Source organism: Paenibacillus dendritiformis (genome assembly GCF_945605565.1).
Lineage (GTDB): Bacteria > Bacillota > Bacilli > Paenibacillales > Paenibacillaceae > Paenibacillus_B > Paenibacillus_B dendritiformis_A.
On sequence record NZ_OX216966.1, the window covers coordinates 4,692,896 to 4,712,354 of the forward strand.

The window sequence follows — 19,459 nt, forward strand, 5'->3', positions numbered from 1 at the left end:
CATATTTTCTTGTTGTGCCGCCGAGCCAGGCATGTCTTCTATCGGTCTCCGGGAAATGTCCGATCCCATAGCAGCGTATAAATAAAGCGGAGCGCCTGTTCCGTATCGGGTAAGACGATGCCGGCGCGGATGGCCTTCAACCGTTCCGGAGTCGCTTCCTGCTTGCGCGCGTCCAGCGACAGGAGAACGTAATTTTTCTTCAAGCGCTCGTCCTGTATGACGATCCGCAGCAGCAGCCGGTTCACATTGTCCGTTCGCGTGAAGCTATGCTGCAGCAGCTCATAGATGTCATGATAGATCGCATCCGGCCTCGCGATGGTGGAGGCGACCTTCATGTCAATCGTCAGCCCGTCTCCGTTCCATGCCGCCCGGCTCAGTCTGAGCTGCAGCGGAATATCCGATAAATAGTCGACCAGCCGCGCCTCGGTGACGGAGACCGTCTGCGGCGATGCCGTTACGGCAGCCGCCTCCTGCAGCTTGTTCCCGTTCGTGCGGTGCGCGGCGGACAGCCCGCCAAGCCCCGCCATCAGCAGGATGGTCGCTATTGCCGTAAGCATGGCCGGCCGCCATCGTTGAACCCGGTTCATTATACCCGCTCCCCTACTGTACATGTTGAAGACATCCGCTGTGAATCCTTATTTCCAGTCTCGACCCGTAAGTGGATGTCCATACCTCATCATACAGTGAAATTGAGCGGGGTATGACTGCAATTCCGCCGCTGACCAGCCGCGGCCGCATTACCGGGCGCCGCAAAAAAACCGCCCCGCAGCATGGCGGAGCAGCTCGCCTTAATCCGTATCGGTATGCAGCTCGCCATGCTTCGTCAGGATGACGGCCTTGCCGCGCACCTTGACCGCAGACGTATGATCAGTGAACTGCGCAATCAGCACTTCGTTCTTGTCCAGCTTCTCGATATGATGGAAGCGGGTATCCTGGCCCCGTGTCAATCCGAATACCTGCACGCCATGATCCTTCGCCTTGATAACGATATAGTCGGTCTGGTTCTCCAACAGAACTCCCTCCTCTTCTCTCGCTATTATAACACGGTTGCGCCGCTTGCCCATAGCCCGTCTCGAACCCAATGGCACGTCTCCCCGGACAAGAGAAAGCCGCGACGGAATCCCGTCGCGGCTTCACTGAGCTCGCGTTCCCCATGGTCACTAGAGTATGTAAGTTCACTTATTTGATGCCATCTTTAAGTGCTTTACCCGGTTTGAACGCAGGGATCTTGCTCGCAGGAATTTCGATTTCTTCACCCGTTTGCGGGTTCCGTCCTTTGCGGGCGGAGCGTTCGCGCACTTCGAAGTTGCCGAAGCCTACCAATTGGACCTTGTCACCGTTCTGCAGCGCGTTGGAAATTGCTTCGAAGACGGCGTCTACAACTTTCGTCACGTCTTTCTTGGACAATTCCGTAGACTCTGCAACCTCGGTAATCAATTCGGATTTGTTCATTTTCAATTCACCTCCCGACGAAATATGTCTTGTTATCCCATTTTTTCACTGTTTCCTATGAAAATATACATCATCAACCCTAAAAACGTCAGATACAGCTTGGCTCTGCCGTCTTTCATGGTCGAGGAACAAATTTATAGTAATATACCGCTATCACAAATGCAAGGGGGTAAAATCGGCGCGGCGACGCGAAATAAACAAAAATAGCTCAATCCGCCCCCTGTTCCCGAGAGAACAAGGAGCGCCTGAGCTATGCTCCGTATCTGGTATGAATGTTCCGTCAGAGGATGATGGCAATCAGGCCGCCCGATCCTTCGTTGATAATGCGGCCCAGCGTCTCCTGCAGCTTGTAGCGGGCATTGTCCGGCATCATTGCGATCTTGCCCTGGATGCCTTCCCTGACGATGGAATGGAGGGATCGGCCGAAGATATCGGATTCCCAGATCTTCGTCGGGTCGTTCTCGAAGTCCTGCATCAGGTAGCGCATCAATTCCTCGCTCTGCCTTTCCGTGCCGATAATCGGCGCGAATTCGGATTCGACGTCGACCCGAATCATATGGATGGACGGGGCCGTCGCCTTCAGCCGCACCCCGAAGCGCGTTCCTTGGCGGATCAGCTCCGGCTCGTCGAGAGCCATCTCGCTTAACGTCGGAGCCGCGATGCCGTAGCCCGTCGTCTTCACCATCTCCAGCGCATCGGCGAACCGGTCATATTCCCGCTTCGCATGGGAGAATTCCTGCATCAGTTGGAGCAAATGATCCTTGCCCCGTATTTCAACGCCGACGACCTCCATCAATATCTGGTCATACAGCTCATCCGGCGCGTACAAGTCGATTTCGGCCACGCCTTGCCCCATATCCATCCCGCTAAGTCCGGCGCGGGCGATGAACTCATAGTCCATGAACTGCTGCACGACGCGATCGACATCTCGCAGCCGGCGGATATCCTTGACGGTATCGCGAACCGAGCTCTCATAGCTGGTGCGCAGCCAGTGGTTGTCATGAAGCACCATGACCCAGCTCGGCAGATTGACATTGACTTCATGAACCGGGAATTCGTACAGCACTTCCCGCAGCACGCCCATCACGTCATCTTCACTCATCGTCGCGACGCTGAGAGCCATCACCGGAATATCGTACTTCTCCTGCAGCTCGTTGCGCAGCGCAACGGTTTCTTCGCTCTTCGGACGCGTCGAGTTGATGACGAGCACGAACGGCTTGCCGACTTCCTTCAGCTCGTTGATGACCCGCTCTTCGGAGTCGACATACGAATGGCGCGGAATCTCGGCGATCGTACCGTCGGTCGTGACGACAACACCCAGGGTAGAGTGCTCCTGAATGACCTTCCGCGTGCCGATCTCCGCCGCCTCCTGGAACGGAATCGGATCTTCGAACCACGGCGTATTGATCATCCGCGGTCCGTTCTCGTCTTCATAGCCTTTTGCGCCTTCCACGGCGTAACCGACGCAATCCACCAGGCGGACGTTCACTTCCAGTCCTTCCGCCACCTTAATCTGAACCGCATTGTTCGGCACGAACTTCGGTTCCGTCGTCATAATTGTTTTGCCCGCAGCGCTCTGCGGCAGTTCGTCGACAGCGCGAATGCGGTCGGATTCATTTGTAATATTCGGGAGAACGACCGTCTCCATGAAGCGTTTGATAAAAGTCGATTTCCCCGTGCGGACCGCACCGACGACCCCGAGGTAAATATCCCCGCCGGTACGCTCGGCAATGTCCTTAAAGATGTCCACTTTTTCCAATGATATCCCCTCCTCAAAATGTTCCGACGGACAAGAGGCTTTCGTCCGCCTCTCGTCCTTCTGAAACGATTGGCACCGTTGCTAGGATTGAGCTGTTGCCGTTGTCGCCAGTGTTCTCCGCCGAGACTTCACGTTGTACAAGGGCATTGCGACGCAACTCGTACATGTTTTTGGACTAGTACCATCTTATTTCGCGCCTCTCGCAAATATGACCCCTAATAGCAACATTTTTCTTCGCCGGGCGCACTCACTCCTTCCAAATCAGTTATATGAAAGTCATAGAAAAGTATGACAACGCAAACAAGACCGTACGGAAAAATTCCATACGGTCTTTGTATTGGTCATGCGCTTGCCGGCGCATCGATTACGATTCGGGTTCCGCTTGCGGCCACGGGGCCCCGTCCTTCCATATGTACGGGACGGATTTGACCGGGACATAGAATGATTTCCCGGTCAGCAGCGGGCGAAGATCGGTTCCGTCCTCGGCAGGCGGCTTATCCCCCGCCTCGATCACCTGCATCAGCTCGATCGCGTAATCGGCATAGACGCGTCCCTGCTCATCCATCATAAGCGTCAACGGTTCTCCGCTGAACGGATTTCTCACGTTCGACGGCTTGAGATCGGCGGCGGCTTCATCGATGCGATAGAATCCGGGGTAGGCCTCCTCCTTCGAAGGCAGGCGTCCCTCCTTGCGCTTGTAGGAATCGACGGCACGGGCGGCATCGTTCACATATTGCGCCACCGCCAAATCCATGATGCGAACCTTCGGCTCCGTTTCTTCGTCGATAATGAGATAGGAACCGGTACCGCCCGCCTCGAACGCGCTGGCCGGTGTGGCGCTCAGCTTGCCGCTGCGCTTCAGCACCTCGAAGTCAACGCGGAATTTCTCATAGCGGGGAACTTCCTCTTCGCTGTTCTGTATCGGGAGCAGCCCGGTATCCTTCAAATATTCATCCACGGCGCTCTGCACGAGCAGCACGCCCTCGCGGGCGGACTGCTGATTCTCCTTCCGCAACTCCTTTGGATACATGCATCCTTGCAGCAGCGCCAGCAATAGAGCGGTTACAGCCACGATGCCAGTCCTTCGTTGTCGGTTCACTCTCATTCCCTCCAGCCTGTTTCTATTAGAGGTTGCTTCAGTTGAAAACTTGCCTATTTATATATGTATTATTGGCCACCTACCACAGCGCGTCCTCGCCGCGCTGTTCCTCCAGCTTGCGGCGGACGAGCGCTTTCAACGGATCTTCCGGCACCTCGACCGTTACGCTTCCCGTTCGGCCGCTCAGCCGGACCTGGCACGCAAGGCGAGCGCCAAGCGTCTCCTCCATCCCCATCTTCCGCACCTCAGGCGGCGTCGGCGCCGTGACGGCATGCGCATCGCCGGACACGTTCACCTTGCACAGGAGGCAGCCCGCTTTGCCTCCGCAGCGCGTTCGTACGGCGACTCCGGCCTGACGGGCGGCCGCCAGTATCGTCGTCGGCCGGGTGACATCAATGACTTTGCCGGCCGGCATGAATGTTACGCGCGTTCCCACAGCGCCATCTCCTTTTCACTGCAACCTGCTCGGGCTGAAAGCCGGCCTTTTTGAACATACATTTCTATTCTTCCACTGATTCCCGAACGGTTCAGTTCGGGATGATGCCGGCCAACACCTGCGGACAGAGCACATACAGCCGCTCCGCGAAGCTCGAGCTGGCCTGGCAGCGGTTCCACACGGCCCGCATCGCCTCGACATGCTTATCCGGATCACGATTGATGACGCGCACGATGGCCTCCGTTCGATCCTCCCGCTCGCGCAAGAGGTTGAAGACCAGCTCATGCGCCAGCGGCATCAGCCGGATGATGTGGCGGCCGAGTGCATACTCCGGCCCGACGGGCCACAGCCCTTCGATAATCACCGTCTCATAGCGGCATTGCGGCGTCGTGACCGTGAAGCTCCCGACCAGCTCGGCCGTAACCCGCTCATGGCGGTAATGGCTTAACAGCGAGCGATAGCGGTCGGTGACGCTCCATTCCGGCTCATCCGTCGACCAGGCGGCCCAGGCGCGGTGCAGGGAACCCGCCTCCTCTTCATCGGCATACACATCGATGTCCCGCGGCTCGCGGTCGATATCCACGCCTTGCAGGACCAAGCCGCAGCTCCCGCCCAGCATCCAAGGCAGCGTCTCCGGCGGGCAGGCCTCCGTCAAAAGGCGGATACTATTCTCAAGCGAATGAGACAATGAATGTTCGTTCATGCGGCGTGCTCCATTTCTTCTGTGAATCTTGACGCGGCGTGAGGGGCATGAAGCCCGTCCACAACACGTGCAAATGATGAAGTCCCCGTAATGATGGACAGGTAAATAGACGCAGCTGCGTCATCCAAAATACGGCTTATGTATCGCTTCTACCTGACCGTCCTTGACCACCGTCGTCTGACAGGCCAGCCGGTAGCCTTGATGGAATTCGTCCTCCTCCATCCGGTTCCATTCCGCATCGGTGACATCGCCCAGGTTGTCGTAGCCGGAGACAATCTGACAGCGGCAGCGGGCGCAGGTCCCCCGCGTGCAGGAATAGGCCCAGTCCACCTTGGCCTGGATCGCGGCTTCAAGCAGCGTTGTTCCGACCGGCACTGTCACGGTAGCCTCTCGTTCACGTCCCCGTACCTTAATGTCTGCCATAACCGGTTATTCCTCCTGAATATGCGTATTGTGATTACATAATGGAAATCAGGCCGTACAGCATCCCGGCCAATAACATAATGAATGCGACAAACGATAGAATGCCTTTGACCCAGCCCTTGGTTTTCGTTCGGGCGAACATGATTAAAAAGGCGGAAAAAGCCATGAGGCCGATTCCGATAAACGATACCCACATCTTCGTCATACCATCCATAGTCTCTGATTCTCCCATTCCTCACAAACTGCTCCCATTATACCATTCGTATCCGCAGAAGAAAACGAGAGTGGATGATTCAACTGGCGGCATTCTGAAGTTTGATCAGGATAACTTGTTTGCGCTTCATGCAACCCAGCGTTTCCTAACCAAAAAAATAAGCAGCGCAAGCATCCGCTCACGCTGCCGGCCGGTTCGGGACGGTAACCGCTACTTCTTCATCATCATTTTCATCAACGCTTCCATGTTGTTCGGATTCATGCCGCTCTTCTTCACGGCGCTGACAATATCATTTATCGTAGATTCCGTCACGGGAAGCTTCGCCACCGAAGCAACCTGCTTGATGAGCTGGCGCAGTTGGGCCTCGCTTTGAAGCGTGGAAGGCTTAACCGAGCCGGCAAGCCTTTTGATTTGGTTTTCGGTTATGTTCTTGCCGGCTTTTCTGTTAATCTTGTTCAAAGCATCCTTCGGGAATTTGTTGTTCGACATATACTCCCTCCTCAAGTCTGTTTACCTATAATGTATGAACAGACTTCAAGGGAGGTGAGAGATACCGCCGGATTTCCGCATTCTTCCTTGAACGATCAGGACCAGGTAGCCACTTCTTCGATCTCATGCTTGCGTACGCGGCCCATCAAATATTCGACCGCCGTCTTCGCTTCCCTGCCTTCGAACAGGACGCGATACAGCTGCTCGGTAATCGGCATCTGCACCCCGTATTGCTCGGACAGACGGTAAGCCGCCTTCGTCGTGCGGATGCCTTCGACGACCATCCCCATCCGGGACAAGACGTCGTCCACAGCCATGCCTTGCCCTATCATCGAGCCGGCGCGCCAATTGCGGCTATGCTGGCTCGTACAGGTGACGACAAGGTCGCCGACGCCGGCCAGGCCCGCAAACGTAAGCGCATTGGCGCCCATTTTCGTTCCGAGACGCGCGATCTCGGCCAATCCGCGAGTCAGCAGGGCCGCTTTGGCGTTATCGCCGAAGCCGAGCCCATCAGACAGCCCTGCGCCCAGCGCAATAATATTTTTGAGCGAGCCGGCCAACTCGACACCCAGCACATCGGGATTCGTGTACACCCGGAAGAAGGTGTCATTCATGAACAGATCCTGCGCCTGTTCCGCCGTCTCCAAGCCGGCGGAAGCGACGACTACCGTCGTCGGGCACTGCAGAACCACTTCCTCCGCATGACTCGGCCCCGACAGGACCGCGATGCGCTCCAAGCTGCATTCGAGCTCCGCAGCCAACACTTCCGACATGCGGGCCAGCGACTCGGTCTCGAAGCCTTTGGTCGCATGGACGATAATCATCTCATCCGTAACATACGGCTTCATCTGGCCAGCCACTTGGCGCATGGCAGAAGAAGGCGCCACGACAACGCATGCCGCGGCCCCCTCCATCGCTTCCTGCATGCTGCAGGTCGACTTCAAGCCCGGGTGAAGCACGACGTCCGGCAAATATTTTCCGTTGCGATGCTTCTCATTAATTTCTTCCGCTTGGTCGCAATGGCGTGTCCATAAATACACGTCATGCCCATTTTGCGCAAGCACCTCACTGAGTGCCGTCCCCCAGCTTCCGGCGACGAGCACGGCAACTTTAGCGGACACGTGGCACCTCTCCTTTCTTCGAGCCGAGGCGGTTCTCCGTGCCTCTCCACAGCTTCATAATATTGCTTCGGTGACGATAGAAGGCGAACGCGCAAATAAGCAGGCTTCCCCAAAATATCGGCCACTCATAACGAAAAATCAAAATAAAGACCGGTGTCAGCAGCGTGAAAATAAGCGAGCCGAGGGACACATACCGCTTCCAGACAATCGAGGCGATGGCCAGCACGCCTGCCGTGAAGGCAGGCCAAAAAGCTAGCATCGCCAGGACGCCGATCGTCGTCGCGATCCCTTTGCCGCCGCGAAAACGGAAGTACACCGGCCAGTTATGGCCGGCAATCGCCGCGATGCCGCACCCGACCATCACCCAGGCATTATCGGCCAGCCACCATCCAAGCAGCACGGCAATAATTCCTTTGACCGCATCCAGCAGCAGCACGCAGATGGCCGGTCCCTTGCCCAGCACGCGCAGCGTGTTGGTCGCGCCGGCATTGCCGCTCCCATGCTGCCGGATATCGATCCCGCGCAGCCATTTGGCGAACAGCAGGCTGAAGCTGATTGAACCGATTAAATAACTTGCCATTATGGCAATGATTGAATATACCAATTCCGTTCTCCCCTAACCTTCATCGGATTTGCGGCGGGTGAACAGCCTTATCGGCGTGCCCTCGAAGTCGAACGACGTCCGAATCCGGTTCTCCAAATAGCGCTCGTAGGAGAAATGCATCAGTTCCGGGTCGTTGACGAAGATGACAATCGTCGGCGGCTTCACCGCAACCTGCGTCGCATAATTAATGCGCAGTCGTCTGCCTTTATCCGTTGGCGGAGGGTTGTAAGCGACCGCATCACTGACAACATCGTTGAGGAGATGGGTCGGTATGCGCTTCGCGTGCTGCTCGGCAACATGCTCGATGACCGGAAGCAGCTTGTGAAGCCGCTGCTTCGTCTTAGCGGACAAGAAGACGATGGGCGCATAAGGCATGAACAGGAAATGATCGCGAATCTTCGTCTCGAATTCATGCATCGTGCGATCGTTCTTCTCGACGACATCCCATTTATTGACGACAAAGAGCGCCGCCTTGCCTGCCTCATGGGCATAGCCTGCAATATGCTTGTCTTGCTCAATGATGCCTTCTTCGCCGTTGATGACGACAAGGACGACATCGGCCCGCTCGATCGCTTTCATGGAGCGCATGACGCTGTACTTCTCGGTCGTCTCGTACACCTTGCCGCGCTTGCGCATTCCGGCCGTATCGATCAGCACGAACCGCTGTCCGTCTTTCTCGAACGGAGTATCGATCGCGTCGCGCGTCGTGCCGGCAATATCGCTCACAATGACGCGGTCCTCGCCTAATATGGCATTGACAAGCGAGGATTTGCCTACGTTCGGTCTTCCGATCAGGGCGACCCGGATAACATCCTCATCGTACTCTTCCTCGGTCGTCTCAGGGAACCGGTGGACCACTTCATCCAACAAATCGCCAAGTCCTGTGCCGTGCGAACCGGAGATAGGCACCGGATCCCCGAATCCAAGACTGTAAAATTCATAAACATCGTCCATGCGTTGCAAGTTGTCTACTTTGTTAATCGCAAGAACTACCGGCTTGCCGGAACGGAACAGAATCTCAGCCACTTCCTCGTCCGCCTGGGTTACGCCGCTCTTCGCTTCGCACATGAAAACAATGACATCCGCTTCTTCAATGGCCAACTCGGCCTGCACACGGATGGAGCGGAGCATCTCGTCTTCGCCGTACACTTCAATTCCGCCCGTGTCAATAACGTTGAACGGCTTGCCATTCCATTCGCCCGTTCCGTAAATACGGTCGCGTGTCACGCCAGGCTTGTCCTCCACTATGGCCAAACGGTCGCCGATGACTCGGTTAAAAATGGTGGACTTGCCGACGTTCGGCCGCCCGACAATGGCAACAACGGGTTTTGCCATGCAGTTCACTCCTCATCTCTAATGCAACATCTACACGTAGTTCATCATATCAAAAAATCAGCACCTTGGCTAACCAATTTGCAGGAGACCTGACTAATTTGTAGCTTTGATTTGTCCGGCACTTACAATGCGCCGCCGGCTCATTGCAAGCGCGTCTGAATCCATTTGTGCCGGGACCATTCGATGACGGCAGACAGCAGCCGGACGGTCACAAACATGAGCCACCACGCATCCTGCACGGCGGCGCTGCCGAATTCGGCGGCAGAGGACATTTTCAATTGAATGAGTCCTTCGCCTGCCGTAAGCCCCAGCGTCAGCATGATCCACTGATGCGTCCAGTCCCGGGAGCACAGCAGCACGATCGCGATAATCATCAGGTAGGCGACGCTGTGGACCGGGAGAAGCGGAAGCGGCCAGACCGCCGACTGGGACAGCAGCGCCGTCCACAGCCAGACCGCGCCGATCAATACGATCCGCCCGGCCAGAACGAACATGATCCAGCCGGAGGCTTCCGCCTGCATGCCGGCCAGACTTCCCGCGATCATGCACCATAGCAGCCACACCGGCTGAATCCCGTGTCCTTCCGGGAGCAGCCCGAAGCCGGCATCATGATAGAACAGCCAGAACAGTCCGACCAGGAGCAGAACCGATCGGGCGGTTCCGGGCAGCAGCACATCCCTCCATCCCGTCGCCATCAATATGGCACAGCAGAGCCACAAAATGAATGACAGCATCCCCGGCAACACATCGCTTCAACTCCGATTCCTTTTTTGCTTATTATTTGAAGGAGTCTGCAAAAATAAACGGCGGGCTCCTGAGGAGCCCGCCGAAGGACACGGATTCGATTATTTTTTGAATTTGTTGAGCATATCGCCGAAGCGCTCACCTAAAGTGACGCTCATTCCTTGATTGTTCAAGGAAACGTTCGGGTTATTGTTCAACTCTTCCTTCATTACTTTCTTCTCGGCTTTTGGCGCTGGAGCCGGCGCTTCTTCCGTCTCCTTGATGCTCAGGCTGACACGCTTCTCAGCCGGATTGAAGTCAAGCACCTTCACTTGAACCGTCTGTCCTTGCTTCAGCACCTCGGATGGCGTCGCGATGTGGCGATGCGCGATTTGGGAAATGTGAACCAAGCCTTCCACGCCAGGAGCCACTTCCACGAAGGCTCCAAAGTCGACGAGGCGCTTCACTTCACCAGTCAAGATATCGCCTGTCTTGATCTTGTCGGCAGCTTGCTCCCAAGGTCCTGGCTGCGTTGCTTTCATGCTCAGGCTGATTTTGCCGTTCGCCGGATCGACTTTCAATACTTTTACGTTTACTTTCTGTCCTTCTTGAACGAGATCCGACGGCTTATCGACATGATGCCAAGCCATCTCGGATACGTGAACGAGACCGTCCACGCCGCCCACGTCAACGAAAGCGCCGAATTGAGTCAGGCGCTGTACAGTGCCTTCCAGCTCTTGGCCTTCGCTCAGGCTCTCCATGACACGCTTCTTGTTCGCTTCGAACTCTTCGTCAAGCACTTCTTTTTGGGACAGAATGAGCTTGTTGTTCTCGCGATCGATTTCCTTGACCTTTACGCGCAGCGTGCGGCCTTTGTAATCGCTGAAGTCTTCTACGAAGTGACGCTCTACCATGGATGCAGGAATAAATGCGCGGACACCGACATCGGCTACGACGCCGCCTTTGACGACATCAACAACCGTAACTTCAAATACTTCGTTGTTGTCGAAATGCTGCTGCATGACATCCCATGCATTCTCGCTGTCTACTTGCCGCTTGGACAGAACCATGCGCTCCTTGTCATCGTCGATGCTGACAACCTTGCATTCGACTTCTTGCCCTACTTGGACAACATCCGCAATATTGTCGACGGATACGGAAGACAATTCGCGGACAGGAATGACACCGTCATATTTATATCCAATGCTAACGACCGCTTGGTTGTCATCGATTTTGACAATCGTGCCTTTGACGGTATCCCCTTTTTTGACGGACACGATGTTTTCCATCACTTCCTGGTTTGCCGTTTCGGCTGTTTCGTTGACTTTTGTTTCTTCAGACATGTGAACTACCTCCTCAATTGAAACCCCATTTATTGAACCCCGCCTTAGAGGCGGGCTTCGCAAGGACTCTTCCGTGCCCTTCTGCAGATGGCACCGCTGACGCGAATGCCATAATATGCGAATCCGTCCGCGTCCGCGGCCGTTCGAACAGCCGCCCGCATCGGGATGTCGTAACATTGTCGAATATAACCTGTAAATAATACCTGTAGTATCTTACGTTAGCGGAAATTCATGCACGATGGCCTCCGCAATCGTCAACCTTCCCGCTTAAGGCGATTGATATGGTCCATGATGCGGTCGGTTGCCTGCTCCAGGACGTCGCTTCCCTTCTGCTCCAGCAGATCCGACATATCGATAGGCGGGCCATAGACGACCCGGGTCTTGCGGAACAGCTTGTAGCTTCCAATAATCGCTACCGGAACGACAGCCGCGCCGCTGCGGAGCGCAATCATCGCCGCTCCCTTCTTCGCTGCGGTCGACTGGTCCGTATTGCGCGTGCCTTCAGGGAATATACCCATAATATCCCCGTCCTGAAGCAATTGAAACGCCGTGCGGATCGTTTCTTTGCCGACGCCGCCCCGCTTGACGGGAAATGCGCCCAACGCCTTGATGGCCGCACCGAATACCGGTATGTTGAACAGCTCGGCCTTCGCCATAAAGCGGATGCGCCGCTTCAGCAATATTCCTATCGCCGGAGGGTCCAGCAGGCTGATATGGTTGGAGCAGAGGACAACGCCGCCTTCCTTCGGCACATGCTCTTTCCCGGAAGCCTCCAACCGGAAAAGAACGCGGTAAATCAGGCGAAGCAGCGCCCTTATCATCGTATAAAACATAATTGATTACCGTTCCCCATCTCTGCATAATAATTTGGCCTGATCCACGATGACACGAACGACCTCATCTATCGACATGCGTGTCGTATCGAGCAGAACGGCGTCTTCCGCCTGCCGCAGCGGAGATACATCCCTCGTCTCGTCCTGCTTGTCGCGAGCCGCAATCTCCCGCATGAACTGCTCTACGGTCGCGCCGTCAACGCCGCTCGATTCGGCGTAGCGACGGCGCGCGCGCTCTTCTACGGACGCGGTAACGAACCACTTCTGTTCGGCATCGGGAAGAACATGCGTGCCAATATCGCGGCCATCCATGACGACCCCCTTGCGGGCAGCCATGTCGCGCTGGAGGTGGACAAGCCTCTCCCTAACGGCGGATGACCGGGCATACGAGGAAGCGAGCCGGCTAATCTCCGGCGTCCGGATCTCGTCCGTAACGTCGGTGCCGTTCAACAGAACGGCTTGCCTGGAATCAAGCGGGATCAGTTCAATCGCGACGTCCTTCATCGCTTCATGAATCGCATCCGCATCCTCCGGATCAATTCCCAAGCGTAACATATGTAACGCTACCGCCCGGTACATGGCACCGGTATCGATATACGTATAACCCAAATCGCGGGCGACGAGGCGGGCTACTGTGCTCTTCCCTGCTCCTGCAGGCCCGTCGATAGCGATATTCAAACGAAGCACAGGAGCGTTGGACTGTACTGTCAACGAGTCTGACTCCTTCCTGGAACAATCACCGTATATAGAGAGATATCACTAAAAAAGCAGGCGTTGCCTGCGACGTCAAAATTATACCACACTTCATGTAGGGATGCAAAACAGGCAATGAGAGGATCCGCCCGTTCCCCCGAATCGGCTTCATGGCTTCTTCGTGGCGCCGGCCGCCGGATACGGCACGCCTTCCAGCCTCTCCACCTTGCAGATCAAGCTTCTTATCCCGCCGTGCGTAAGCAGCAGCTGCACCGCAAGCAGCGCCGCGGCGAAGACCAGCCCGATGCGGACCATCCACCTGAAAATCCGTTCCCACCAATCCATAATCGCCGCTTCCCGATCGTGCACCAGTTCCCACTTCCTCCTTGTGTTTGAGGAATATTATGGCTGGCCTTCCATCAGATTATGCACTGTCGATTTAGCGCTGGAGTGTCTCATAAGCATTGCAAAATGATTGAGGTGACGACTCAACAGAGAATGTGGAAGCGGGAAAAACGGCGGCACGCAAACCGTTTGAAGATGGATGAAGGAGTGAAATCCTGCGTGGATGCAGCAATTTCTGCTCTTTCAGCCGCTATTTGATGAAATTCCTGCAGATAGTCAGGCTGTTGAGAAAGTCCAAGGGTTTTTTTGCACTTCATTTTTTATGTGGTGGTCTCGTCTCTCAGCAGAAAAAATCGATTTAAAACGCTATGCGTGCCAAGTTTTGAATAGGAAAACGGACAATCTCCACCCCTTCGTAAAAAACAGGGGTTTTCCAACGACCTCAAAACTGTGCACCATTTCCCTAGACACGTCTATCCGGTAGGCGAAATCCGCAAAACTACACGATTTCTCCAGACACTCTATTCGGTAAGCGAAATCCTGCGCAAATACAGCAATTTCGATATGGACGACTTTACCAGAAAGGGAATCCTGCAAAACTGCAGGAATTTCACGCGTGTCGCTTCGACTTGAAGCAAAAGGGCAATAAATGATGTAGATTTGCAGCAATTCCTCGGGATGTGGACTCATTGAGCCGAAATTCCTGTAAAATAGCAGCAATTCCCTCCACGCGTTCAAGCCCCGAGAGGAACGATGCCTGCTGAAGGCATCGAGGCGATGATACCTCCTGGAGGCGATGATGCCCCCAGGATCCGACGCAGTCTTTTTGGATCCCGTAAAAATCAGGCCGTTGAGAAGTCTGTAGGAATTTTCTCCACTTCATTTTTTATATGGTGGATCTCGTCTCTCACTAGAAAAAATCGACTTAAACGCTCTGAGAGCCAAGTTTTGATTAGGAAAATGGACAATCTCCACCCCTTCGCAAAAAACAGGGGTTTTCCAACAGCCTGAAAAGTACATGATGTTCATCGATTTTTGTCTTTTATCGATTGGATAGTCAGAAATTGATGCAGTTTTGCAGGATTCCCTGTAACGAAGTTCACTTCATAATGGAAAAGTGCATTTTTGCAGTTTTCGGCGATTCGAACTTTGAGAATCAAGGGGGGGCTGTCTCACTGTAGTGAAACTACTTTTTTGGCCCCCCGTATGTATGATGCGCTTCGGAGACAAGACTCATTTTCTGGCGTCAATTTGGCGTTCGAAGCAGAACCGGATCAACTTCTGCTGGTCTAATTCGGCGATCTGCCCGAATTTCATCATGATCAGATTCCGCTCCTCATGAAGCGGGCGAACCCGCACGATTTCCCCGGTGAACGGAATGTGCTCGATCGTTCCGTTCCGGAACGGAACCGCAAGCCAGCATTGCAGCAGCTGTCCTTCGCGAAGGCCCCATTTCGGCGCGGCCGTAAGCGAGACCCCGCCGCCGCTGACATCCTCCGTGCACGCCAAAAATGGCACGCCGTCCACCGTCGATACCGCCGTCTCCAGTTGAGCCTGCACCCGCAAATAATTGCGCCGCTGCATTTTCGTCATATCGTCGGGGTTCGGCTTGCGGATAGACAGCATTCGAATCGCCTCGTTGCGCTTGCCCTCGACCCGGGAACGGAAATGCCATTTGATCCCGTCGTTCCGGGAGAAGAAGACATCCAACTCTTCCCCGATGGGGAACAATCCGAATTTGCCGGTCTCTTCGCAGAGCGGAACCTCCATCCAGATGCGCTCGTCATCCAATTCGGTCACCCTTGCTTTGTAGGTAGCCTCCTCCGGAGAACGCTCCAGCTTCATATATAGCATATCATTGATTTTAGGTAACATAAGCTCCCCCCTGTGGGCAATTATACCACGGGATGCTTTGGTCCAACAGCACAAAGCGCCGGCAAGCATCCTCCTGTTTCCAGAATAGACGCTCCTCCGGCGCTTTTGCGGCGCAAATGTTATTCTTGCACGGCAGTCATTTCTTCGATATGCTCTTCTTGTCCATTTTCGGCATTAATATAGATGCGGTACGTTGTACCGTTGATCTTGCCCCCGAATTCATAGCACAGCACTTCTTCCCCTTCATCATTCTTAATCAGGGACAGCCGATCGAACTGAACCTCCATTTCCGGATGCAGCATCTTCTGCGCTTCCTGCTTCGTGAGCTTCGCCTTGCCGATGTTCCGGTCCTTGTGCTCATATACATAATCCGTCGCCTGGAGCCCAGTCACTTCCCCGTTGTCAAGCGCGACGCGCACGCTGACTTGCTGGGGATAGACGTAGACGCCGTTCACGACCGGCACGAAGGTGAAGCTGCCGACGCGGTTGCGTTCATTGTATTTGACGGCCTCCATGTCCGGATAGTCGTGTTTCTTCAAAAACTGCTTGGCGGATTGGTTGGCCTGCTTCATCGAAATCCGCTTCTCCTTAATCTCGCGGGCGTCCATATACGCCATCAGCATGCCTTGCTTCGTGAAGTCAATCGTTACGGTTCCCTTTCCGTCATTGCCGTAATCGGCGAAGGCCGTATAGGATTCATGCTCCGTCCCTTTACCGTTCTCTCTGACTTCAATTTTCTTGTAATTTTTTTTGCCCAAAAATTGTTCCGCCTTCTGCCGGATTTGCTCTACGCTTAGCGGCTGGCCCTTCAGCATCTTGACGGAACGCTTCGTATAGATGTTGGCGATGGTAGGTCCCCAATTCAGTTCCGGATAATCGCCGACCTTTTTGTCCACGGTTTTGAAGCCGTCGATAATTGTATTGTCCAGCGTCTGCTGCTCTGACACCATCGCGGTCTCTACATCCATCCAACGCAAATTGTTGGCGATGACTTTATGCTGAACCTTCTGCAAATCTTTTGAAATATCGCCCGCATTCTTATACAGCGTCTTCAGCGTCTTCACTTCGTCATCCGACAGCGGCTTTTTGGTCAGATCGCGAATCGAGGTGCGGTAAGCGAAATTGGAGATGCGGGACAGAAAATCCTCCGTCTTGTTGAACGGCAGCAGTGTCAGCGGAAGCTGGTTAATCTCATTCTGCGCTTGGCTCGTAATGCGCCATACATTAGCGAGCCCCTTGCGGTGCATGGCCTGCGATTGTGAGTTGACCGCAAGGGTGCGTCCGAGCTCGCTGTGCAGCCTGTCAACATGGTACGTCAAATCATGGAATGCCCGTTGATATTGGTTTTCCGCCTTGATCAAAATCGAGTTTTTCTCTTGATGCTCTTGATAGCCCCACACGATCGCTCCAATGAAAAAGAGCGTAACGATCGGAAACATAACGGCACTTAATCGTTTATACATGGTACAAACGTCTCCCTTCACAGCAACTTGTACATGGATTTATCCATAGTTTGCTGGAACAGCGGAAGGTTTATGCATCGTTTCCTATGTTACGCTCTTCAGGCAGACAACTCTGCCATCAAATCGGTTCTTCTTCGACTTCAAAATTATCGCGGTTGTCGCACAGACATTGCTTGAAGCCCGTTTCCACACGGCCTTTTTCCCTCTTGCCGCGCAGCACGAACTTCTCTCCGCACCGGTTGCAGCGAATGGTTACTTTTACCCGCACACGCTCACTCCTCCATCATCTGTAAGAGGTGTTCACAACGTCGCTGTGAACACCTCGCTTCGGAGAGGAAACAGCAAGGATCGCTCCTCACTTCCTATGTGCCAGTATTGCCTACCCGTTCACATATTAATCTCTTCCTCCCGCTTCACCAGATGAAGAGGCGAGCGGGCATTCGCCCGGCGCACCTTGCCCATGCCGTAGTACCACAGAAAAATCATCAGCGGTACGACAAACCATATCCAGTAACGTGTCACCGTCAACAATATCAGATCATAAATGCCATGCCAGAAAATAGGGAACAGCAGGGAATAGGCCAGGTAGCGCCTGGTCCGTCCGCCATTGTCCTTGGTGAACTTCGCCTTGCCCATATAGTAGCCCATCATCACGCCGAACATCGCATGCCCCGATACCGGCAGCAGCGCCCGCAGGAGCAAATGCGAGAAGGAAGAATGATTAATCCATGCATACAGGACGTTCTCGATGGTGGCAAAGCCTAGAGACACTGCAACGGCGTATAAAATTCCGTCGTAATGCTCGTCGAACTCAACATGATTATAGATCATATGATACAGCACGAACCATTTGACCGCCTCTTCCACCCCAGCCGAAATGGCGAAGGAGGATACGAGCGGGTTGTCTCCCCACCACAGCACGAGCCCGTGCTGCACAATCATTATCGGGAAGACAATCAAAAATCCGAGCAGGAACACGCGCACGACCATATGAATCGGTTCATAATCATAGCGGTCCTTCAGATAGAAGTACACCAACAGCGCAATGCCGGGGGCTATCGCGGCCGTCAGCAAAGGCAGTATCGGCGTCGTTGATTCCATCGTCTGCACGGCCGTATCTGAAGTGCTGGCGGCTATCGCTGTGATAGCCGGTACTATGCCCACACTTACACCCACCCCCGGTAGCGCGCCGCTTCAGCCGTCTTGCGCACGCCGACCATATAAGCGGCGAGCCGCATGTCCACTTGCTTCATCTGATGCGTCTCGTATACTTTGTTGAAGCCCGCCGTCATCAGCGTTTGCAGCTTCTGCATAACTTCTTCCTCACTCCAGTAGTAGCCTTGGTTGTTCTGAACCCATTCGAAATAGGAGACGATGACGCCGCCGGCGCTTGCCAAGACGTCCGGCACGAGCAGAATGCCCCGTTCCGTGACAATCTTGGTCGCTTCGATCGTCGTCGGTCCGTTGGCCGCTTCGACGATAATGCTCGCCTGGATCTGATGGGCGTTGTCCTCGGTAATCTGATTCTCAATCGCTGCCGGAACGAGAATATCGCAAGGCTGCACGAGCAATTCTTCGTTCGTAATCGTATTCTTGAACAGATTGGTGACGGTGCCGAACGAATCCCGGCGGTCTATCAAATCCGGGATGTCGAGCCCTTCCGGATCGTAGAGCGCACCGTTGACGTCCGAGATGCCGACCACCTTCGCTCCCGCTTCATGCATGAACTTGGACAGATAGCTGCCGGCGTTCCCGAAGCCCTGCACGATGACGCGCGCATCCTTGAGCGGAATGCCGCGCACCTTGAGCGCTTCGAAGATCATCATGACGACGCCCTGCGCCGTGGCGGTCTCGCGCCCCTTCGATCCTCCAAGCACGATCGGCTTGCCCGTAATGAAGCCCGGGGAGTCGAACTCCCGAATATGGCTATACTCATCGACCATCCATGCCATAACTTGCGAGTTGGTCATGACGTCCGGCGCCGGAATGTCCTTGTTCGGACCGACCATCTGGCTAATCGCGCGGACATATCCGCGGCTCAACCGCTCCAGTTCGCCGAACGACATCCGCCGCGGATCGCAAATAATTCCGCCTTTGCCGCCGCCGTACGGCAAGTCTGCAATTCCGCATTTCAAGCTCATCCATATGGACAGGGCTTTGACCTCTTCTTCCGTCACATCCGGATGAAAGCGCACGCCTCCCTTGGTTGGACCGACAGCATCGTTATGCTGGGCACGGAAGCCGGTGAACACCTGAACTTTGCCGTCATCCATGCGCACCGGTATCCGCACCGTCAGCATGCGAAGCGGTTCCTTCATCAGGTCCACCATATCTTGTCCATAACCCAGACGCTGCAATGCCTGTTCAATGACGAGCTGAGTAGAAGCAAGTAGGGAGTTGTGATCATTAGCGGTCATCATTATTCACCTCATAGGTTTATAGTAGAGAAACTCATTGAACCCGGGTGTCTGGACATTGCTGTGTCCAATGAGAGCAAGCTTGAATATACTGACTGACATATGATGACAAATGAAAACAGGGGACTCGCT

The 19,459-nt window shown here is 54.6% G+C and carries 24 protein-coding genes; all 24 read right to left on the minus strand.

What is annotated here, in order from left to right:
* Positions 1 to 38: 38 nt before the first annotated feature.
* The 24 genes from NNL35_RS20990 to NNL35_RS21105 all read right to left on the minus strand — a co-directional run bounded on the left by NNL35_RS20990 (position 39) and on the right by NNL35_RS21105 (position 19,327).
* Positions 39 to 587, minus strand: coding sequence for a hypothetical protein (locus NNL35_RS20990; RefSeq protein ID WP_006678892.1), 549 nt, complete (start codon positions 585 to 587; stop codon positions 39 to 41).
* Between the two features lie 201 nt (positions 588 to 788).
* Complete coding sequence (mtrB, locus tag NNL35_RS20995; protein ID WP_006678893.1) at positions 789 to 1,010, minus strand: trp RNA-binding attenuation protein MtrB; 222 nt, start codon at positions 1,008 to 1,010, stop codon at positions 789 to 791.
* Positions 1,011 to 1,179: 169 nt separating this feature from the next.
* Positions 1,180 to 1,452, minus strand: coding sequence for an HU family DNA-binding protein (locus NNL35_RS21000; protein ID WP_006678894.1), 273 nt, complete (start codon positions 1,450 to 1,452; stop codon positions 1,180 to 1,182).
* 280 nt (positions 1,453 to 1,732) lie between these two features.
* Positions 1,733 to 3,211, minus strand: coding sequence for a stage IV sporulation protein A (spoIVA, locus tag NNL35_RS21005; RefSeq protein WP_006678895.1), 1,479 nt, complete (start codon positions 3,209 to 3,211; stop codon positions 1,733 to 1,735).
* Between the two features lie 364 nt (positions 3,212 to 3,575).
* Positions 3,576 to 4,316, minus strand: coding sequence for a hypothetical protein (locus tag NNL35_RS21010; protein ID WP_040733582.1), 741 nt, complete (start codon positions 4,314 to 4,316; stop codon positions 3,576 to 3,578).
* Between the two features lie 73 nt (positions 4,317 to 4,389).
* The gene (locus NNL35_RS21015) at positions 4,390 to 4,746 is read right to left on the minus strand and encodes a 2Fe-2S iron-sulfur cluster-binding protein (protein WP_006678897.1); all 357 of its coding nucleotides are present in this window, start codon (positions 4,744 to 4,746) and stop codon (positions 4,390 to 4,392) included.
* 91 nt (positions 4,747 to 4,837) lie between these two features.
* The gene (locus NNL35_RS21020; protein ID WP_006678898.1) at positions 4,838 to 5,449 is read right to left on the minus strand and encodes a nucleotidyltransferase family protein; all 612 of its coding nucleotides are present in this window, start codon (positions 5,447 to 5,449) and stop codon (positions 4,838 to 4,840) included.
* 120 nt (positions 5,450 to 5,569) lie between these two features.
* Positions 5,570 to 5,872, minus strand: coding sequence for a 2Fe-2S iron-sulfur cluster-binding protein (locus NNL35_RS21025; RefSeq protein ID WP_006678899.1), 303 nt, complete (start codon positions 5,870 to 5,872; stop codon positions 5,570 to 5,572).
* A 34-nt stretch (positions 5,873 to 5,906) separates the two neighbouring features.
* Positions 5,907 to 6,086: a DUF2768 family protein gene (locus NNL35_RS21030; RefSeq protein ID WP_006678900.1), complete on the minus strand. Its 180-nt coding sequence runs from the start codon at positions 6,084 to 6,086 to the stop codon at positions 5,907 to 5,909.
* A gap of 210 nt (positions 6,087 to 6,296) precedes the next feature.
* A complete protein-coding gene (locus tag NNL35_RS21035) occupies positions 6,297 to 6,575 on the minus strand; it encodes a stage VI sporulation protein F (protein ID WP_006678901.1) in 279 nt (92 codons plus the stop codon).
* A gap of 95 nt (positions 6,576 to 6,670) precedes the next feature.
* A complete protein-coding gene (locus NNL35_RS21040) occupies positions 6,671 to 7,696 on the minus strand; it encodes an NAD(P)H-dependent glycerol-3-phosphate dehydrogenase (protein ID WP_006678902.1) in 1,026 nt (341 codons plus the stop codon).
* Positions 7,686 to 8,300: a glycerol-3-phosphate 1-O-acyltransferase PlsY gene (gene plsY, locus NNL35_RS21045; RefSeq protein WP_006678903.1), complete on the minus strand. Its 615-nt coding sequence runs from the start codon at positions 8,298 to 8,300 to the stop codon at positions 7,686 to 7,688. The genes NNL35_RS21040 and plsY overlap by 11 nt, the downstream gene beginning before the upstream one ends.
* A 12-nt stretch (positions 8,301 to 8,312) precedes the next feature.
* Complete coding sequence (gene der / locus NNL35_RS21050) at positions 8,313 to 9,635, minus strand: ribosome biogenesis GTPase Der (RefSeq protein WP_006678904.1); 1,323 nt, start codon at positions 9,633 to 9,635, stop codon at positions 8,313 to 8,315.
* 140 nt (positions 9,636 to 9,775) lie between these two features.
* Positions 9,776 to 10,369, minus strand: a complete 594-nt coding sequence (locus tag NNL35_RS21055) for a permease (RefSeq protein ID WP_238535427.1) — start codon at positions 10,367 to 10,369, stop codon at positions 9,776 to 9,778.
* Positions 10,370 to 10,480: 111 nt separating this feature from the next.
* Positions 10,481 to 11,701 carry a 30S ribosomal protein S1 gene (rpsA, locus tag NNL35_RS21060; RefSeq protein ID WP_006678906.1) on the minus strand — a complete coding sequence of 407 codons (1,221 nt, stop codon included), beginning with the start codon at positions 11,699 to 11,701 and terminating at the stop codon, positions 10,481 to 10,483.
* A gap of 254 nt (positions 11,702 to 11,955) precedes the next feature.
* Positions 11,956 to 12,534, minus strand: a complete 579-nt coding sequence (locus NNL35_RS21065; RefSeq protein ID WP_006678907.1) for a lysophospholipid acyltransferase family protein — start codon at positions 12,532 to 12,534, stop codon at positions 11,956 to 11,958.
* A gap of 6 nt (positions 12,535 to 12,540) precedes the next feature.
* Positions 12,541 to 13,245, minus strand: a complete 705-nt coding sequence (gene cmk, locus NNL35_RS21070) for a (d)CMP kinase (protein ID WP_006678908.1) — start codon at positions 13,243 to 13,245, stop codon at positions 12,541 to 12,543.
* 150 nt (positions 13,246 to 13,395) lie between these two features.
* Complete coding sequence (locus tag NNL35_RS21075) at positions 13,396 to 13,596, minus strand: hypothetical protein (protein WP_006678909.1); 201 nt, start codon at positions 13,594 to 13,596, stop codon at positions 13,396 to 13,398.
* Between the two features lie 342 nt (positions 13,597 to 13,938).
* On the minus strand, positions 13,939 to 14,262 hold the full coding sequence (locus NNL35_RS21080; RefSeq protein WP_254553688.1) for a hypothetical protein: 324 nt from the start codon (positions 14,260 to 14,262) through the stop codon (positions 13,939 to 13,941).
* A 543-nt stretch (positions 14,263 to 14,805) separates the two neighbouring features.
* Entirely contained in the window at positions 14,806 to 15,447 is a 642-nt protein-coding gene (locus NNL35_RS21085; protein WP_254553689.1) for a flagellar brake protein, read from the minus strand.
* A 119-nt stretch (positions 15,448 to 15,566) separates the two neighbouring features.
* Positions 15,567 to 16,910, minus strand: a complete 1,344-nt coding sequence (ypeB, locus tag NNL35_RS21090) for a germination protein YpeB (RefSeq protein ID WP_111157013.1) — start codon at positions 16,908 to 16,910, stop codon at positions 15,567 to 15,569.
* 118 nt (positions 16,911 to 17,028) lie between these two features.
* Entirely contained in the window at positions 17,029 to 17,178 is a 150-nt protein-coding gene (locus tag NNL35_RS21095) for a hypothetical protein (protein ID WP_006285250.1), read from the minus strand.
* Positions 17,179 to 17,297: 119 nt separating this feature from the next.
* Positions 17,298 to 18,011, minus strand: coding sequence for a glutamic-type intramembrane protease PrsW (prsW, locus tag NNL35_RS21100; RefSeq protein WP_111157026.1), 714 nt, complete (start codon positions 18,009 to 18,011; stop codon positions 17,298 to 17,300).
* Between the two features lie 65 nt (positions 18,012 to 18,076).
* Entirely contained in the window at positions 18,077 to 19,327 is a 1,251-nt protein-coding gene (locus tag NNL35_RS21105; protein ID WP_111157027.1) for a Glu/Leu/Phe/Val family dehydrogenase, read from the minus strand.
* Between the last annotated feature and the right edge of the window lie 132 nt (positions 19,328 to 19,459).

Bases quoted from the DNA above. Each gene is read 5' to 3' on its own strand.
- NNL35_RS20990 (WP_006678892.1), bottom strand. From the start codon at position 587: ATGAACCGGGTTCAACGATGGCGGCCGGCCATGCTTACGGCAATAGCG.
- NNL35_RS21000 (WP_006678894.1), bottom strand. From the start codon at position 1,452: ATGAACAAATCCGAATTGATTACCGAGGTTGCAGAGTCTACGGAATTG.
- NNL35_RS21010 (WP_040733582.1), bottom strand. From the start codon at position 4,316: ATGAGAGTGAACCGACAACGAAGGACTGGCATCGTGGCTGTAACCGCT.
- NNL35_RS21020 (WP_006678898.1), bottom strand. From the start codon at position 5,449: ATGAACGAACATTCATTGTCTCATTCGCTTGAGAATAGTATCCGCCTT.
- NNL35_RS21025 (WP_006678899.1), bottom strand. From the start codon at position 5,872: ATGGCAGACATTAAGGTACGGGGACGTGAACGAGAGGCTACCGTGACA.
- NNL35_RS21030 (WP_006678900.1), bottom strand. From the start codon at position 6,086: ATGGATGGTATGACGAAGATGTGGGTATCGTTTATCGGAATCGGCCTC.
- NNL35_RS21035 (WP_006678901.1), bottom strand. From the start codon at position 6,575: ATGTCGAACAACAAATTCCCGAAGGATGCTTTGAACAAGATTAACAGA.
- der (WP_006678904.1), bottom strand. From the start codon at position 9,635: ATGGCAAAACCCGTTGTTGCCATTGTCGGGCGGCCGAACGTCGGCAAG.
- NNL35_RS21055 (WP_238535427.1), bottom strand. From the start codon at position 10,369: ATGCTGTCATTCATTTTGTGGCTCTGCTGTGCCATATTGATGGCGACG.
- rpsA (WP_006678906.1), bottom strand. From the start codon at position 11,701: ATGTCTGAAGAAACAAAAGTCAACGAAACAGCCGAAACGGCAAACCAG.
- NNL35_RS21065 (WP_006678907.1), bottom strand. From the start codon at position 12,534: ATGTTTTATACGATGATAAGGGCGCTGCTTCGCCTGATTTACCGCGTT.
- NNL35_RS21080 (WP_254553688.1), bottom strand. From the start codon at position 14,262: ATGAGTCCACATCCCGAGGAATTGCTGCAAATCTACATCATTTATTGC.
- NNL35_RS21085 (WP_254553689.1), bottom strand. From the start codon at position 15,447: ATGTTACCTAAAATCAATGATATGCTATATATGAAGCTGGAGCGTTCT.
- ypeB (WP_111157013.1), bottom strand. From the start codon at position 16,910: ATGTATAAACGATTAAGTGCCGTTATGTTTCCGATCGTTACGCTCTTT.
- prsW (WP_111157026.1), bottom strand. From the start codon at position 18,011: ATGGAATCAACGACGCCGATACTGCCTTTGCTGACGGCCGCGATAGCC.
- NNL35_RS21105 (WP_111157027.1), bottom strand. From the start codon at position 19,327: ATGACCGCTAATGATCACAACTCCCTACTTGCTTCTACTCAGCTCGTC.